Origin of the sequence: Sphingorhabdus sp. YGSMI21, assembly GCF_002776575.1 — a bacterium.
Classification (GTDB): Bacteria; Pseudomonadota; Alphaproteobacteria; order Sphingomonadales; family Sphingomonadaceae; genus Parasphingorhabdus.
Map to the genome: position 1 here is coordinate 2760314 of NZ_CP022548.1, position 16505 is coordinate 2776818.

The 16505-nt window shown below is 60.0% G+C and carries 17 protein-coding genes; 8 read left to right on the plus strand and 9 right to left on the minus strand.

Annotated features, from left to right (window positions below):
* Positions 1-26 precede the first annotated feature (26 nt).
* From CHN51_RS13280 to CHN51_RS13300, 5 genes are all read right to left on the minus strand, one after another.
* Positions 27-701, minus strand: coding sequence for a glutathione S-transferase family protein (locus CHN51_RS13280; RefSeq protein WP_100094452.1), 675 nt, complete (start codon positions 699-701; stop codon positions 27-29).
* A gap of 118 nt (positions 702-819) precedes the next feature.
* The gene (locus CHN51_RS13285) at positions 820-1278 is read right to left on the minus strand and encodes an SRPBCC domain-containing protein (protein ID WP_100094453.1); all 459 of its coding nucleotides are present in this window, start codon (positions 1276-1278) and stop codon (positions 820-822) included.
* Between the two features lie 15 nt (positions 1279-1293).
* Entirely contained in the window at positions 1294-1932 is a 639-nt protein-coding gene (locus CHN51_RS13290) for a glutathione S-transferase family protein (RefSeq protein WP_206169899.1), read from the minus strand.
* Positions 1929-2411 carry a VOC family protein gene (locus CHN51_RS13295; protein WP_100094454.1) on the minus strand — a complete coding sequence of 161 codons (483 nt, stop codon included), beginning with the start codon at positions 2409-2411 and terminating at the stop codon, positions 1929-1931. Before CHN51_RS13295 ends, CHN51_RS13290 begins: the two co-directional genes overlap by 4 nt.
* A 28-nt stretch (positions 2412-2439) precedes the next feature.
* A complete protein-coding gene (locus CHN51_RS13300; RefSeq protein WP_206169900.1) occupies positions 2440-2889 on the minus strand; it encodes a VOC family protein in 450 nt (149 codons plus the stop codon).
* 59 nt (positions 2890-2948) lie between these two features.
* On the opposite strand from CHN51_RS13300, the gene CHN51_RS13305 reads away from it, so the two are divergent.
* Positions 2949-3659, plus strand: coding sequence for a helix-turn-helix domain-containing protein (locus CHN51_RS13305; protein ID WP_100094456.1), 711 nt, complete (start codon positions 2949-2951; stop codon positions 3657-3659).
* Positions 3660-3725: 66 nt separating this feature from the next.
* Here the strand turns inward: CHN51_RS13305 and clpA are convergent, their stop codons facing one another.
* Both clpA and CHN51_RS13315 read right to left on the minus strand, forming a co-directional pair.
* Positions 3726-6044, minus strand: coding sequence for an ATP-dependent Clp protease ATP-binding subunit ClpA (gene clpA / locus CHN51_RS13310; protein WP_100094457.1), 2319 nt, complete (start codon positions 6042-6044; stop codon positions 3726-3728).
* Positions 6045-6312: 268 nt separating this feature from the next.
* The gene (locus CHN51_RS13315) at positions 6313-6510 is read right to left on the minus strand and encodes a DUF1192 domain-containing protein (RefSeq protein WP_100095636.1); all 198 of its coding nucleotides are present in this window, start codon (positions 6508-6510) and stop codon (positions 6313-6315) included.
* Between the two features lie 130 nt (positions 6511-6640).
* Here CHN51_RS13315 and CHN51_RS13320 point away from each other — a divergent pair, with 130 nt between their 5' ends.
* The 6 genes from CHN51_RS13320 to CHN51_RS13345 all read left to right on the plus strand — a co-directional run bounded on the left by CHN51_RS13320 (position 6641) and on the right by CHN51_RS13345 (position 12272).
* Entirely contained in the window at positions 6641-7621 is a 981-nt protein-coding gene (locus tag CHN51_RS13320) for an NAD(P)H-quinone oxidoreductase (RefSeq protein WP_100095635.1), read from the plus strand.
* Between the two features lie 25 nt (positions 7622-7646).
* Positions 7647-8066 (plus strand): NUDIX hydrolase, encoded by a 420-nt coding sequence (locus CHN51_RS13325; RefSeq protein WP_100095637.1) that lies wholly within the window; start codon positions 7647-7649, stop codon positions 8064-8066.
* 94 nt (positions 8067-8160) lie between these two features.
* On the plus strand, positions 8161-9075 hold the full coding sequence (locus CHN51_RS13330) for a UDP-2,3-diacylglucosamine diphosphatase (protein ID WP_100095638.1): 915 nt from the start codon (positions 8161-8163) through the stop codon (positions 9073-9075).
* On the plus strand, positions 9072-10136 hold the full coding sequence (locus CHN51_RS13335) for a glycosyltransferase family 1 protein (protein WP_100094458.1): 1065 nt from the start codon (positions 9072-9074) through the stop codon (positions 10134-10136). The genes CHN51_RS13330 and CHN51_RS13335 overlap by 4 nt, the downstream gene beginning before the upstream one ends.
* Positions 10137-10289: 153 nt before the next feature.
* Positions 10290-10973, plus strand: coding sequence for a DUF1013 domain-containing protein (locus tag CHN51_RS13340; RefSeq protein WP_100095639.1), 684 nt, complete (start codon positions 10290-10292; stop codon positions 10971-10973).
* Between the two features lie 180 nt (positions 10974-11153).
* Complete coding sequence (locus CHN51_RS13345; RefSeq protein ID WP_100094459.1) at positions 11154-12272, plus strand: MBL fold metallo-hydrolase; 1119 nt, start codon at positions 11154-11156, stop codon at positions 12270-12272.
* 6 nt (positions 12273-12278) lie between these two features.
* Here CHN51_RS13345 and CHN51_RS13350 read toward each other — a convergent pair whose 3' ends face one another.
* Positions 12279-13562, minus strand: a complete 1284-nt coding sequence (locus tag CHN51_RS13350; protein ID WP_206169901.1) for a TCR/Tet family MFS transporter — start codon at positions 13560-13562, stop codon at positions 12279-12281.
* 97 nt (positions 13563-13659) lie between these two features.
* On the opposite strand from CHN51_RS13350, the gene CHN51_RS13355 reads away from it, so the two are divergent.
* Positions 13660-15339: a long-chain fatty acid--CoA ligase gene (locus tag CHN51_RS13355; RefSeq protein ID WP_100094460.1), complete on the plus strand. Its 1680-nt coding sequence runs from the start codon at positions 13660-13662 to the stop codon at positions 15337-15339.
* A gap of 21 nt (positions 15340-15360) precedes the next feature.
* Here the strand turns inward: CHN51_RS13355 and CHN51_RS13360 are convergent, their stop codons facing one another.
* Positions 15361-16443 carry a diguanylate cyclase gene (locus CHN51_RS13360; protein ID WP_164089217.1) on the minus strand — a complete coding sequence of 361 codons (1083 nt, stop codon included), beginning with the start codon at positions 16441-16443 and terminating at the stop codon, positions 15361-15363.
* Positions 16444-16505 lie beyond the last annotated feature (62 nt).

Genomic DNA, 16505 nt, shown 5'->3' on the forward strand with positions numbered 1-16505 from the left:
TTCTCTCTCCTTTGGTGAAGCCCGGGTCAGGCCATCTGCGGTTGGTGCCCGGCGAATGTTTCCGTCTGTGCCTTCAGGGCGCGCTGGAACGCCGGACGCTGCTCGCCGCGTTGCTGGTAGGCGGCAAGCCGGGGAAAGCCTGCCAATATGTCGGTGTGCCTCAGATTGCGGAGCACCGTCACCATCATGATGTCCGCAATGGTAAATCGGCCGGTCAGCCAGTCTTTGTCACCGAGCGCGTCGGACAGGCTCTGCAGTCGCGCTTCGGCCAGTTCTACCGCGGCCGGACGGGCCGCCTTGGCCCAGTCCTTGTCGGCGTGGAAAATATCATAGGAGACGATCGTGGACAGGGTCGGCTCGACGCTGTTCAGCGCCGCGATCAGCCATGCCGTGCTGTTCCAGCGTTCCCGGCTATCGTTCGGCAGCAGCCGTTCGTCCTGTTCGCCAAGATAGAGCAGGATCGCGCCACTTTCGAACAGGCTGACATTGCCGTCGTCAAAGGCCGGAACCTGGCCAAAGGGCTGCCACTGGCGATATTCGGCATCGCGCGGCTGCATCGCGTCGAGCAGGCTGGTGTCATAGGGACGGTCTATTTCCTCGAGTGCCCAGCGGATACGGATATCGCGGACCATGCCCTGGGCGAAATCGGGCACCCACCGGAAGGCGGAAATCCTTATATTGGGTTCGGAACTGGCGGGCATTGTTCTCTCTCCTTTGAGTTAGCTAGTCATTTTCGAGCGGTGGGGAGGGGGCAGTCACCAATCCCCGCCTCCATCGGGTGAGCATGGAAATCCGGTTGAAATGGACACCGGCTGTTTCCTAATTCTCGCAAAGCGTGGCCAACTGGTCTGCACAGGCTTTCCAGCCTTCCTCGAAACCCATTTCCCTGTGTTGGGCTTCTGCCTCCTTTGTCCAGTGGCGTGCGGTGGCGGTGTAGCGGGTGCCGCCATTGTCCGCTTCTATCTCCCAAATCCCGATCATGAACGGGCCAGCCGGTTCGAGGTCACCGACAATCGCGTCGGTCAATGCAAAGCGCCGACCCTCTTCCCAGGCCAATACCAGACCGGGGTGGGGATGAACCTCGCCGTCGGGGCCATACATGGTGCAGTTCGACACGCCACCAGCCCGACGTTCAAGCGTTTCGAATTCCGCACGCCAGGGTTTCGGGCACCACCATTGCTCGATATGGTTGGTCATCATATTCCAGACCTTGTCCGGTGGAGCCGCAATATGGCGGGTTATCGATAGTTCATGGTGGCTCTCTTGTGGCGCGGTCATATCCTGTCTCCTCGATCAGTCGCGTTCCGGCGCTCCGCCGGGGAAAAAATGTCTGTAGGGCCGTGCCTCGTCCACCGCCCGCTTGACCGTCGGTCGTGCCAGCAGGCGGGACCGATAGGCCTTGAGCCGTTCCAGCCCATTCGGGATCGGATGCACCCAGTCGGCATAGAAAAGCGATGGCGCGGCGGCGCAATCGGCCATGGTGAACGCATCCCCGACCGCCCATTGATCGCCCAGATGCGCGTCGAGCCAGGCATAGCTTTTGTCGAGAATCGTACCGCCTTTGTCGGTTTCTGACGGATCGGCGCGCCCAAGCCGTACTTCGACCACGCGCTGCATCGCGTTCATCACATAATTGTCGAAAAACCGGTCGAACATCCGGGTTTCGACACCCGCCATCCCGTCCGGGATCAACCTTGGTTCAGGATGGATGAGTTCCAGATATTCGATAACGGCCGTCGCTTCGAAGATGGTCCGCTCGCCGTCCGCCAGCAGCGGAAATTTTCCGGTTGGCGAACGCCGGGCGAATTCCGCACCATTGCTTTGATGGTCATCGTCGAGTTGCCGGAATTCAAAGGGGATGTCCTTCTCCCACAAGGGGATCAGCGCTTTCCATGTGTAGGAGGAGAAGGGATGACCATAAAGCTCGATCACGAGACTTCACCCCGCACAGCCGCCTCAATCTTCGCTATGTCGATTTTCTGCATCGGCATCATCGCCTCGAACGCGCGTTTGGCGACATCGCCACCTTGCGCCATTGCCTCGGTCAGGACTCGCGGGGTGATCTGCCAGTTGATCCCCCATTTGTCCTTGCACCAGCCGCACTGGCTTTCGGTGCCGCCATTTTCGACGATCGCGTTCCAGTAGCGGTCGGTTTCTTCCTGCGTATCGGTATGGACAACAAAGGAAAAAGCCTCGCTTTGCGGAAAGGCCGGGCCGCCATTCAACCCGAGACAGGAGAGGCCCAGAACGGTAAAGTCGACCGTCAGCTCTTCACCCTTTTTGCCTCCCGGAAAATCGCCGGGTGCATGCTGGACCGCGCCGATTGCGCTATCCGGGAAAGTCGCAGCGTAAAATTCTGCTGCCGCCCTGGCGTCTTTGTCGAACCACAGGCAGATCGTTGCCTTGGACATGATAGTTCTCCTCTCCTCCGTCCGGCCGTCAGGCAGCGGATTGCTCTGCCCCTTCGTCCATCGCGGCCATCGCCGCATCCATGTCCACCCACATCGCTTCCCACACATGCCCGTCGGGATCGGCGAGATTGCGGTTGTACATCCAGCCATGGTCCTGTTCCGGATTGATATCGGCGGTGCCGCCGCTGGCTGCCGCGGATTCGTTCATCCGGTCGACCGCGTCCCGGCTGTCGCACGAAATCGCCAGCATCACTTCGCTCGACGTCGATGGCGGGATCGGGCGGTCTGTGAAGCTGCGCCACTTGTCGTGGGTCAGCAGCATCACGTGGATCGCCTCGCTCCACACCATGCAGGCGGCGGTCTCGTCGGTGAATTGCGGATTGTTGGAAAAGCCAAGGGCCTCGTAAAAGGCCATCGAGGTGGCTAGGCTGGTAACCGGCAGATTCACAAAAATCATTCGGGTGTGTGCGGCAGTCATCCTTCTCTCCCTCGACTCGGAATTTGACAATCTTGCCACCTTAGTTATAAAAAACAACTATGGAGTTTGAAAAAATAACTAAGTCGCGAAAAACAGAACGGAAAAGATGGTATGACGACGCGTGCGGCACGGCTTTTGCGCTGGAGCTGATTGGCGAGCGTTGGGCGATCCTGATCATGCGCGAACTCATGTTCGGGCCACGCCGCTTCGGTGAATTGCGCCGCGACCTGCCGGGGTTGAGCGCCAATATCCTGACGCAGCGGCTGAACCAGCTGGAGCAGAACCGGATCCTGCGGAAACGCAAATTGCCGCCGCCCGCGTCGGTGCAGGTCTATGAACTGACGGAATGGGGCGCCGAGGCCGAGCAACTGGTCCAGATGCTTGGCCGCTGGGCGACCCGCCATCCGGGCCATGACCCCAGTCTGCCGCTCAGCGCGGCCTCGATCATGATGTCATTCCGCACCATGTTCGCGCCGGAGCGGGCAGGGGAAATGGACGCGCGCATCGGCTTCCGGCTGGGCAGTGACGCATTTGTCGTCCATATCCACGACGGGATTCTCGATACGGCCCGCACGGAGCCGGAGGACGTAGACCTGCTGTTCGAGGGAACGCCGCCCGGGCTGGCGGCCGCGGTCTATGGCGGCGAGAAACTCCCTGATCTGGAGCAGACCGGGATATTGTCGGTGAGCGGTGACCGGCAGCTGGCGGACCGCTTCATCACGCTGTTCCCGCTACCCGAGAAATTGCCGGACTGCGGTCAGGACAAATGAAAACGGCGTGGGATTTCCACGCCGTTTTCGATATTGGTCCGGGCACGTACCCTGCGCAAGCGCGAATTATTTCGCCTTGCTGTCGGCGGTTTTCTTCGCCGGCTTTTTCTTTTTCTTCGCCTTCGGGGCCGCTGCGGTGATTTCGAAGGTCAGGGCATTGTCCTTCAAATGCACCTTGACCTCGCCGCCGTTCTTGAGCTTGCCGAACAGCAGTTCCTCGGCGAGCGGCTGCTTGATCTTTTCCTGGATCAGGCGGCCCATCGGACGGGCGCCGTAGAGCTTGTCATAGCCGCGTTCGGTGAGCCATGCCTGCGCATCGTCATCCAGCGTGATATGGACATTCTGGTCGGCCAGCTGCAACTCGAGTTCAAGAATGAACTTTTCGACGACCCGCGACACCACTTCGGTCGGCAGATAGGCGAACGGAACAATCGCATCCAGACGGTTGCGGAATTCCGGGGTGAACATTTTCTTCACCGCCTCGTCGCCGGCATCTTCCTTGGACATATTGCCGAAGCCGATGCCTTCCTTGGCCATGTCGGAGGCGCCGGCATTGGTCGTCATGATCAGCACGACATTGCGGAAATCAACCGTTTTGCCATGATGGTCGGTCAGCTTGCCGTTATCCATCACCTGCAACAATATGTTGAACAGGTCGGGATGGGCCTTCTCGATCTCGTCGAGCAGCAGCACGCAATGCGGATTCTGGTCGATGGCATCGGTCAGCAGGCCGCCCTGATCATAGCCGACATAGCCGGGAGGCGCACCGATCAGGCGGGAAACGCTGTGGCGTTCCATATATTCGGACATGTCGAAGCGCTTGAGCGGAATGCCCATGATCGATGCCAGCTGCTTGGCGACTTCGGTCTTGCCGACGCCGGTCGGGCCGCTGAACAGATAGTTGCCGATCGGCTTTTCCGGTTCACGCAGGCCGGCACGCGACAGCTTGATCGCGCTCGACAATTTCTGGATCGCCTCGTCCTGGCCAAAGACCACGCGCTTGAGATCCTTCTCCAGATTCTCGAGCGTTTTCTTGTCGTCCTTGGACACGGATTTGGGCGGGATGCGCGCCATCGTCGCGATCACGGCCTCGATATCCTTGGTTGTGATCATTTTCTTGCGGCGCGAAGGCGGCAACAGCATCTGCATTGCGCCAACTTCGTCGATCACGTCGATCGCCTTGTCCGGAAGCTTGCGGTCGTTGATATAGCGGGTCGACAATTCGACCGCCGATTTCAGCGCATCCGGCGAATAGCGGACCTTGTGATGGTCTTCGAACGCACCGCGCAGACCGGCGAGGATCTTGATCGTATCCTCGACCGACGGCTCGTTGATGTCGATTTTCTGGAAGCGCCGCAGCAACGCGCGGTCCTTCTCGAAATGGTTGCGGAATTCCTTGTAGGTGGTTGATCCGATGCAACGAATGACGCCGCCGGACAGTGCCGGCTTCAGCAGGTTCGAAGCATCCATCGCGCCGCCACTGGTGGCACCCGCACCGATGACGGTGTGAATTTCATCGATGAACAGGATCGCGTCGGGCATTTTCTCCAGTTCCGAAACAACCTGCTTCAGCCGCTCTTCGAAATCGCCGCGATAACGGGTTCCGGCGAGCAGCGAGCCCATGTCGAGCGAATAGATCACGGCCGGAAGCAAGACTTCCGGCACATTGCCCTGTACGATCCGCAGCGCCAGACCCTCGGCAATCGCCGTTTTGCCGACACCGGGTTCACCCACATAGAGCGGATTATTCTTCGAACGCCGGCACAGGATCTGCACCGTCCGGTCGACTTCCGCCTGCCGTCCGATCAGCGGATCGATCCGGCCCTCGGAGGCTTTCAGGTTCAGATTGACGGTAAACTGGTCGAGCGCCGTCTCTTTCTTGTTCTTGTCCTTCTTGTCCTCGTCGCCTTCGATGCCGGACAATTCGGCAGGCTCGGGTGTCTGGCCGCCTTTGCCGACGCCATGGCTGATGAAGCTGACCGCATCGAGCCGGCTCATGTCCTGCTGCTGCAGGAAATAGACGGCATAGCTTTCCCGCTCGGAGAAGAGTGCGACCAGCACATTGGCGCCGGTGACTTCATCTTTGCCGGAAGACTGGACATGCAGGATCGCGCGCTGGACAACGCGTTGGAATCCGGAAGTGGGGGAGGGGTCGATGGCTTTCTCGACCTTCAGCGAATCCAGTTCGCTGTCGAGATAGAGAATGACGGCATCTTCCAGTTCGCCCAGATCGACACCGCAGGCGTTCATCACCTGGGAAGCATCGCCATCGTCAACCAGTGCGAGAAGAAGATGCTCGAGAGTCGCATATTCATGATTGCGATCAGCGGCATTTTTCAGCGCCTGATGCAGGGTTTTCTCGAGCGATTCCGCGAATGATGGCATGTATTTTACTCCAAATTTGGGACGGTTTTGCCGCCCCGCTTGCCGAAACAGATGCTGTTCATCCGGTTCCGGGCTTTAACCAATTGCTTACATCCTAGATCGTGAGCCGCGCCCCAAAGGTCAAGGGCGCCCTGCCTCCGATCTGCAATCATCCGGCCAAAGCTGCCAGTTTTTCGTCCCTCTTCTCCTATACGGTCCAAAATGAAACGTCTGAACCCGACTATTAGTAAACAAGGTTAACAAATGCTTTAACGAAAGCCAGCCTTTATCACTTTTTGAACAGATTTTCCGCGCTTGCGCGATGGCTCACGGCGAAGTTTTTCTTCGCTTCGCAACGGCTTATTTCCGATTTCAGTAGGGAAATCCGTTCGTCCAGCTCGTCCACCGACAAGGGGTCCAGATCCTGTTTGACCAAAAGGGCCACCGGATCATTGGCATTGCGCGGTAAATTCTCGTCATCATCCATGAATCGACATGCCTCCTGCATCGCAATGTTGACCGCCCGCGCTTTGCTGTCAATAAGGGCCGGAAATAAGGGAGGTCGCAAATTTCCTGGGGGACATTCAATGCCTGTATCTGAACTGTTGCAAAAAGAGATGACCGCCATCGCGATCAGCGAACCCGGCGGACCGGAGGTCTTGAAATCGGTGACCGTAGAGGTCCCGCAGCCCAAGGCGGGCGAAGTGTTGATCCGCGTGGCGGCTGCCGGCGTGAACCGGCCCGATGTTGTCCAGCGCATGGGACTTTATCCGGTGCCGCCCGGCGCATCGCCGCTGCCCGGTCTCGAAGTGTCGGGAACCGTAGTCGCCCTCGGCGAGGATGTCGGGCCGGAGTGGATCGGTCGCAGAATTTGCGCGCTGACCAACGGCGGCGGCTATGCCGAATATTGCGTTGCTCCGGTGGGACAATGTCTCGACGTGCCCGACAGCCTGACCATGGAAGAAGCGGCGGCTCTGCCGGAGACCCTGTTCACCGTATGGGGCAATCTGTTCAACCGCGGCTTTGCCCGTGAAGATGAAACCGTACTGGTCCACGGTGGCACGAGCGGCATTGGCACCATGTCGATCATGCTCGGCAAGCTGTTCGGCCTGAAGGTCATCGTCACTTGCGGCAGCGACCAGAAATGCACCGCCGCCAAGCAGATCGGGGCCGATCACGCGATCAATTACAAGAGCCAGGACTTTGTCGAGGAGATCAAGAAGATCACCGACGGGCAGGGCGTCGAAATCGTGCTCGACATGGTGGCCGGCGATTATGTTGCGCGCAATCTGCAATGTCTGAAGGAAGACGGCCGTCATGTGACCATCGCGGTACAGGGCGGGCTGCAGGCGACGATCAACATGGCCCATGTCATGATGAAACGGCTGACCCTGACCGGTTCGACGCTGCGGCCGCAGTCGGCCGAGCGCAAGGCGCTGATGGCAGATGAAATCTACCGCTATGTCTGGCCGGATGTCGAGGCGGGCAAGTTGAAGCCGGTGATGGACGAGAGCTTTCCGCTCGCCGACGCGGCCAAGGCGCACGCTCATATGGAAGCGGGCGACCATATCGGCAAGATCGTCCTGAAGGTCGAATAGAAGCGGCAATCGGGATGATATGGGGATGACCGGCGAGCCTGACTTTCATGGCGCCAAGGTCGCCCTGTTCATCGACGATCATATCCTGGTCTATCGCCGCGACAACAGGCCGGACATTCCCTTTCCCGATATGCTCGATCTGCCTGGCGGCGGCCGCGAGAATGGCGAGAGCGGGGCGGAATGCGTCGCGCGCGAAACAAGGGAAGAATTCGGCATAAGCATCGCGGTCGACCGTTTCGAGCCGGTTCAATCCTATCCGAACTGGCGCGGCTCGGGTCATCAGGCCCTGTTCTTCGTCTGCCGCCTGTCGCGGAGGACACTGGACGACATTATATTCGGTGACGAGGGGCAGGGCTGGACCACCATGCCGGTCACCGCATTTCTGGCGAGCGATCAGGCTGTTCCGCATCTCCAGACTCAGGTGCGATTATATCTCGATACCTGACTTTTCCGTCACCAAAGCTTCATAAAAGCGGGACTTTGCTGTAACAATCCGCTGCTAGGGCCGGGCCCATGGAATAGTCTCCATGGGAGTTTTTATGGCCAAATATTTCCCCCCTTTCAGCAAAGCCGATATTCCACTGCTCGATGTCGACCGCTATGAAGCGCGGCTGAAGCGTAAGCCGCGGGTGGCGGCGCGCGACCGCACCCGCTACCGGACGATCTGGATATCCGACATCCATCTCGGGACACGCGGCTGCAACGCCGACCTGCTGATCGACTTTCTCGACCATGTTGACAGCGACACGCTCTATCTCGTCGGCGATATCATCGACGGCTGGCGGCTGAAGAAGAAATTCTTCTGGCCCGACGGTCATAATGACATCATCTGGCGGATATTGAAGCGGGCACGGCGCGGCACGCGCATTGTCTATATTCCCGGCAATCATGACGAGATGTTCCGCCAGTTTACCGGGCTGAATTTTGGCGGTGTCGAGATCCGGCGGTCGGCGATCCACGAAACCGCCGATGGCCGCCGGCTGCTGGTGTTGCACGGCGATGAATTTGACACGGTGATGCTCGCCCACCGCTGGCTCGCGGTTATCGGCGATGCCGCCTATGTCACCTTGATGCGGGTGAACTGGCTGGTCAACAAGATCCGCAACTGGCTGGACCTGCCGTATTGGTCGCTCTCCAAAATGGCCAAGCACAAGGTCAAGAATGCGGTCGAATTCATTGGCCGCTATGAGGAGACGGTGGCCAAGGCGGCGGAGAGTCGCGGCGTCGACGGCGTGGTCTGTGGTCATATCCACACCGCCGAGCATCGCGTGATCAAGGGTGTCGAATATTATAATGACGGCGACTGGGTCGAAGGCTGCACCGCGCTGGTCGAATGCGACGACGGCAATATGCAGATCCTGCACTGGGCCGACGAGATCAAGGCGCGCAAGGAGCGACAGGCACAGCCGGCCAAGCTGGTATCAGTTGATGGCGGCATGGACCGGGCAGCATGAAGATCGCGCTGGTAACCGACGCCTGGCACCCCCAGGTCAATGGCGTGGTGCGGACTCTTGACACGGTGATCGGGCTGCTGCGCGAGCGCGGGCACGAGATACTGGTGATATCGCCCGACCAGTATCGCTCGGTCGCCGCGCCGAGCTATCCGGAAATCCGGCTGGCATTCGCGCGGGCCTCCACCATCGGAAAACGCATCGAGGCTTTTGGAGCGGACGCGGTTCATCTGGCGACCGAAGGGCCGCTATGCGTCCAGGCCCGCCGCTGGTGCCGCCGAAAAGGGCAGCCTTTCACAACGGCTTATCATACACAGTTCCCGGAATATCTCGCTCGGCGCACAAGATTGTCGCCGCGTGTCTTCTGGCCCTATATCCGCTGGTTTCACCGGGGATCGGAAGCGATCATGGTCTCGACCCAAAGCGTCCGGGAGCAATTGGTCGGCGAGAGGCTGTCGCATATCCACCACTGGAGCCGCGGCGTCGATCTGGAGAATTTCCGTCCCGATGCGCCGCCTCCGCAAGATTATGCCAGGCTCGCGCGGCCAATCCAGCTCTATGTCGGCCGGGTGGCGATCGAGAAGAATATCGAGGCCTTTCTCGACAGCCAGCAGCCAGGCACCAAAGTCGTGGTCGGCGACGGTCCGGCGCTGGAAGGATTGCAGGCGCGCTATCCCCGCGTGCATTTCGCCGGCAGGAAAACGGGCCGGGAACTGGCCGGCTATTATGCCGGGGCGGACGTCTTTGTCTTTCCCAGCAAGACCGATACATTCGGACTGGTCATCATCGAGGCGCTCGCCTGCGGCACGCCGGTAGCGGCCTTTCCGGTGACCGGACCGGTCGACATATTGCCGGTGGAAAGCGGTGCCATGGATGATGATCTGGACGTCGCGATCCGCCGCGCGCTGGCAAGCGATCCGGCAGATTGTATCGCCCTTGGTGCGCGATACAACTGGGATGCCAGTGCCAGCCAGTTTCTGGGCGGCCTGGTATTGCAGGACCGGCGTCCGGGTTGGCACATGTCCCGCAGGATCCTCGCAAAGGCAATATTTGCGCGGGTTTAGCCAAATATCTTGCCGACTCCCTCCGGATAACCTACATAGGTTCCCAACAGGCCGTCTCCGCAAGGGGGCGGCCCTTTATTTTTATAGTATCGCTGGCACATAAGCGCCAGTTATCAGAAGGATGCCATCATGGCCGAACAAGCAACCCCTCTTATGCCGCATGCAACCGCAAGCTGGCTTGTGGACAATACGGCGCTCAGCTTTGACCAGATCGCCGAATTTTGCGGTATCCACATCCTCGAAGTCAACGCGATGGCGGATGATCTCGCCAGCTCCAAATATACCGGGCGCGATCCGGTCCAGGCGCACGAACTGACCCACGAGGAAATCGAGAAAGCAGAGAAGGACCCGGATTACCGCATGGTTATCCAGAAAGGTCCGGAGCAGGTACGCCGCACCAAGGGACCCCGCTATACGCCGGTTTCCAAGCGTCAGGACAAACCCGACGGTATCGCCTGGCTGCTCCGCAACCATCCTGAAATTTCCGATGCACAGGTCGGCAAGCTGATCGGCACCACCCGGACCACGATCAGCGCAATTCGCGATCGCGAGCACTGGAATATCGCCAATATCTCGCCGAAAGATCCGGTGACCCTGGGCCTCTGCTCGCAGCGAGAGCTCGATGCCGTGGTTGCCAAGGCCGCCAAAAAGGCCGGTATCGAACCGGAAATGACCGATGACAGCAAATTGGGCGGCGACAAGCAGGCGCTGATTGCCGAATTGCACGAGGAACGCGCACAGGCGGCCCGCGATGCGGAAGCGGCCCTGTCGGGTGAAAGTGAAGAAGAAGCGGCGCCGGTCGAGCATACCGCCGAAACGCTGTTCAAGGACCGCTGAGCCGCAGGCTTCCTGCCGGGACCGGCATGATAATCGAACAGGGTGATTGCCAGCGCGGGAGCGCTGGCTTTTTCCGTTCATGCGGCGGTGGTCGCTGTCTGCGGCCCTATCAATAATCGTGTTTAACTATCCGGTTAAACTGGCTTGCGCTTCTGCTGGCCATGGGTCTATGGCTGGTCCATGGATGCACCCCGGAAACCGCCTGCCTATGATGCAATGCTCGCCGATCACGGCTTCGACCCGATTGAGTCGGACGGTCTGACCTATCCGCTCGGCGACTATGAACCGAAATTCGGCGAATATTTCGAGCTGATGCCCGGCATTGGCTGGACCCGTACGCCGGTGCCCGGTCCGCTGGGCCATATCAACAACTGGATATTGGCCGACCGCCACGAAGACGGCAGCGCCGGCTTTGCGATAGCCGATACCGGATTGTTCATGCCGCAGGTGATCGACGCCTGGAAACATCTGTTCGACGAAGGCGCGCTGCACGGACAGAGCGCGACCAAGATCATCGTCACCCATTATCATCCCGACCATGTCGGCTGCGCCGGCTGGCTGGCCAACCGGTTCAAGGCGCCCCTGCACATGAACCGGACCGAGTGGCTGCTGACCCGGATGCTGCTCGCCGACAAGCGCGAAGGCGTGCCGCAGGAGGCGCTCGACGAGTGGCAATTTTGCGGCTGGGAACAGCATTTGATCGACGATTTCGCCAAAAAGGGCTGGGGCCGTTTCGCCCGCGCCGTTTCCGACCTGCCGATCGGCCATATCCGCATGGAAGAGGGCACCAGGCTCAAAACCGGCGACCATGAATGGCGGGTGATGATCGGCAACGGCCATACGCCCGAACATGCCTGCCTGATCGATGACAGCGCCAAGGTGATGATCTCCGGCGACCAGATATTGCCGCGCATCACCTCCAATATCTCGACCATGCTCAGCGAACCGACCAGCGATCCGCTCGGCGAATGGCTGGCGAGTATCGCGCATTTCCGCGCCGAACTGGACAATGAACTGCTCGTGCTGCCCGCCCATGGCCGCCCGTTTCTCGGCGCGCACCAGCGGCTCGACGCGCTGGCCGAACGGCATAACGAGGCGCTGGACGATCTCGAGCAGGGCCTGCGCGAAAGCCCCAAGCGCGTGGTCGACAGCTTCCCCTATCTGTTCCGCCGCCCGATCACCCCCGACGTCATCGGCATGGCCAGCGGCGAGGCAATGGCAACGCTCCGGCATCTCGAATATACCGGCCGCGCCCGGCTCGAGATGAAAGACGGCACCGCCTGGTACAGCGCCGTTTGAACCGGATCAGCTGACGATAGACTTGGCATCGACCGGCGGCTCGACCTCGTCGCTGGTACAGTGCAACGCATAGCCGCGCAGGAAAATGGCCAGCGCGACCAGACAGATGATCCCGGCCAGCCCGAACGGCGCGCCGGGCAGATAATAGACGCTGCCCGCCACGGTGAAGGCGGCGAAGACGGCGGCGAACAGGGGCGGACCGACCACCGAGGCAATGCTCTGCAGGCTGGCGACGGCACCTTGCAGCTCGCCTTGGGTCTCGTCGGACACGGCGTTGCTCATCAGGCCGTTGAGCGAAGGCTGGAACAGCCCCTGCATGGACCCGACCGGAATGGCGATGAAGATCAGCCAGGCGTGCCCCGATCCGGCCAGGACATAGAATATACAGCTGACCGCCATGCCGATCGCCCCGACCAGCGCGGAATTGCGCTCGCCGATGCGCGGCACCAGCACGCGGATCAGGAAGCCCTGGACAAATGCGGCGCCGAGACCGACCGCGGCGAAGGACAGGCCGACATATAATTCGCTCCAGCCAAAGGCCTCGATCAGGTAGAAGGCGAATATGATCGGGAAGACGACATGCGCCGTCATCCACACGGTCAGCGCGCCGGCATACCAGAAGACGACCTTGTTCTGGCCGCTCAGCGCTTTCAGGGCCACGAAGGCATTGGCACGGGCTAGCCGGAATGGCCGCCGCTTGTCCGCTGGCAGGCTCTCCTTGAGCAGGAAAAAGCCGAAGACCAGATTGAGCGCGGCCAGTGCACTCGCTCCGAAAAAGGGCAGGCGGGTGCCATATTCACCCAATATGCCGCCGACCGCCGGACCGATGATGAAACCCAGTCCGAAGGCCGCGCCGATCAGGCCGAAATTCTGCGCCCGTTTTTCGGGCGGGGAAATGTCGGCGATATAGGCATAGGCGGTGCTGAAGCTGGCGCCCATGATCCCGGCGATGATCCGGGCGGCAAACAGCCACAATAGCGAGGAAGCAAATCCCATCAGCATATAGGCAATGGCATAGCCGCCGAGCGCGCCGAGCAGCACCGGTCGCCGGCCAAAACGGTCGGACAGATTGCCGATCACCGGACCGAAGACAAATTGCATCGCCGCATAGGCAAAGGCCAGCCAGCCGGCATAGACCGCCGCATCGGAAATCGTGTCTCCGGTGATGCTGGTGATCAATTTCGGCAGGACCGGCATGATGATGCCGAAGCCCAGCATATCGATCAACACGACGAGAAAAACGAAGACCAGTGACGACCTGGCGGCGGGCAGGGGAGTGGATTCGCTCATGGGCTTTTTCCCCTACACCCGGATACACCGGAAAGGGAGCCATTTAGCCGAGCAATTTTCATTGTTAGTTCAGCCGGCATCACTTACATGAATGTCAATGACTGAAACCCACTCTGACCAGACACCGATCTGGAAATCGCACTATAATCATCCCACGCCCTGGGACCAGTTCTATCCGCCCCTGACGATGCCCGGAATGTTCTTCCGCTCCGCTGGGCGGCGCGGGGACGCGAATCTGCTCGACTTCATGGGCCGCAAATATAGCTATGGCGAAGTGGCCGCCGGCGTGGTCCGTGTCGCCAAGGGGCTGCAGGAAATGGGCGTTGGCAAGGGCGACCGGATCGGCCTGTTCCTGCCCAATGTGCCCCATTATGTCAGTGCCTATTACGGCGCGATGGCAATCGGCGCGACGGTGGTCAACTTTTCGCCGCTCTATACGGTCGAGGAGCTCAACCACCAGGTCGAAGACAGCGGTACCAAAATCCTGTTCACGCTCTCGGCCACTGCATTATTCCCGACCGCCTATCAGGTGCTCGAGCAATCGAGTCTCGAACGGCTGGTAGTGGGCAGCATTGCCGGCGCGCTGCCGGCGGGCAAGGCGCTTTTCTATTCGCTGTTCCGTCGCAAGGAGAGCAGCCCGCAGCCCGATGATGACCGGATCACCACCTTTTCCGACCTGATCGACAATGACGGCGTCTACAAGGCGCCCAATATCCGCCCGGACAAGGATATTGCGCTGCTGCAATATACTGGCGGCACCACCGGAACGCCCAAGGGCGCGATGTGCAGCCACCAGAATCTGACCGCCAACGCGCGGCAGATCAACAATATCGATCCTTTCATCGACGAGACCGACCGGCTGATGGGCGTGCTGCCTTTCTTCCATGTCTTCGCCAATAGCGCGGTACTCAACCGCACGGTGGCGCGGGGTGGCGAAATCGTCATGCTGCCGCGCTTTGACGCAAAGCAGACATTGAAGGCGATCACCCGGACCAAGATCACCGCCATGCCGGGCGTGCCGACCATGTACCAGGCACTGCTGGACCATCCCGATATCGACAAAACCGATTTCTCGTCGCTCAAGGTCTGCGTCTCCGGCGGCGCGCCACTGCCGATGGAGCTGAAAACAAAATTCGAGGCGAAAACCGGCGCCAAGCTGGTCGAGGGCTATGGCCTGACCGAAAGCTGCGGCGTGGTCAGCGCCAATCCCTATGAAGGACTCAACAAACCCGGCACGATCGGCCAGCCGGTTCCGGGAACCCTCGTCAAACTGGTCGACAAGGCCGATCCGACCAAGCCGGCTCCGGACGGCGAACCGGGGGAATTGATCTTCTCCGGTCCGCAGGTGATGCAGGGCTACTGGAACCTCCCGGAGGAGGACGAGAATGTATTTGTCGACGGTTTCCTGAGGACCGGCGATGTCGCGACCATCGACGAGGACGGCTATATAAAGATTGTCGATCGTCTGAAGGACATGATCGCCGTCGGCGGGTTCAAGGTTTTTCCGAGCCAGGTCGAGGAAGTGCTCTACAAGCATCAAGCGGTCAAGGAAGCGCTGGTGATCGGCGTTCCCGACGCCTATCGCGGGGAAAGTCCCAAGGCCTATGTCGCGCTGGAACCGGACAGCACAGTCAGCGGAGAAGAGCTGAAAGACTGGCTGAATCCGCAGCTTGGCAAGCATGAACGGGTGGTCGGTGTCGTGATCCGTGACAGTCTGCCCAAGACCATGATCGGCAAGCTCGATCGCAAGGCGCTACGGACCGAGGAACTGGACTAGGGTCGCCGCACCGGGCGGCGATTATCCGGTCGTCGAGCGCAGTTTTTCGGCTTTTTTCGAAACGAACACCTGTGCTTTGGCGGTATAGTTCTTGACGGCGTAAAGCTGTTTGTCAGCCGCTTCGAGCAGACTGTTGGCAGTCTTCCCGTCAACCGGCCATGTCGCGATGCCGATACTTGCCCGGACCCGGATGATATGCTCCTGGACGACGCAGGGGGGAACCAGTGCGGCCAGCAGATGATCCGCGCAAGCCGTGTCCGAAATGGTCGAGTCCGGCGATAGCAATATCGCAAATTCATCGCCGCCCATCCGCGCGACAATACCGTTGTCGCCGCAGGTCTGGCGCAGGCGCTGGGCCACTTCGACGAGCAACTGGTCACCGACCGCGTGGCCGAACTCGTCATTGACCGGTTTGAACGCGTCGAGATCGAGCAGGGCGACGGTGAATGTCCGCTCGGGATCTTCTTCTTCGATCTGGCGGGCGAGATTTTCGGCCAGTACCCGGCGGTTGAAAAGGCCGGTCAGCGGATCGGTATGCGCCAGCTCGCTCATGTCGTTCTGCAACACCAGCATGTGGATGAATTGGTCATTCTGTTGCGTGATCAGCCGGTACAGAAAGGTCGTTACCATGATCAGGCTGCCCGCCGCAGACCAGGCGAGGGGGTCACCCGACAGCAGCATGATGATCGTGATCGGCATGATACCGATGATGATGTTGAGGATGGCTGCCAGCCGGATCGTCGCCAATGTATAGATGGTCGTCAGCGAACCCATGGCGAGGGTGAAGGGATAGAAAAGCTTCATGTCATCGGGTGCGTTGACATAGCTGAGCACGCACCAGATGCTGACAAGACCGCAAATCGTGGCGGAGAAGAAGGTTGCCTCGGCGATGAACTGCCGCGCCAGATCGGGACTGCCCGACGCATTGCGATCCTTGATCAACGAGATGAAGCCGATCAGGCAACAGCTGCCCATGGCGAGCGGCATCCCGTAGCGGATCCATGGCTCGGCCCCGACGCTCGAAGCGTAAAGCACGAAGGGAATGGTCAGGAACATCGCGAGGAAGAGCGCGCGCGACTGGCTCTGCAGGCGCGTGGCGCTCAATATCGCAAACTCGTCTCGGACAGCTTCCGGGATCGGCGGTATAAGGCGCTGGATAAACTGTC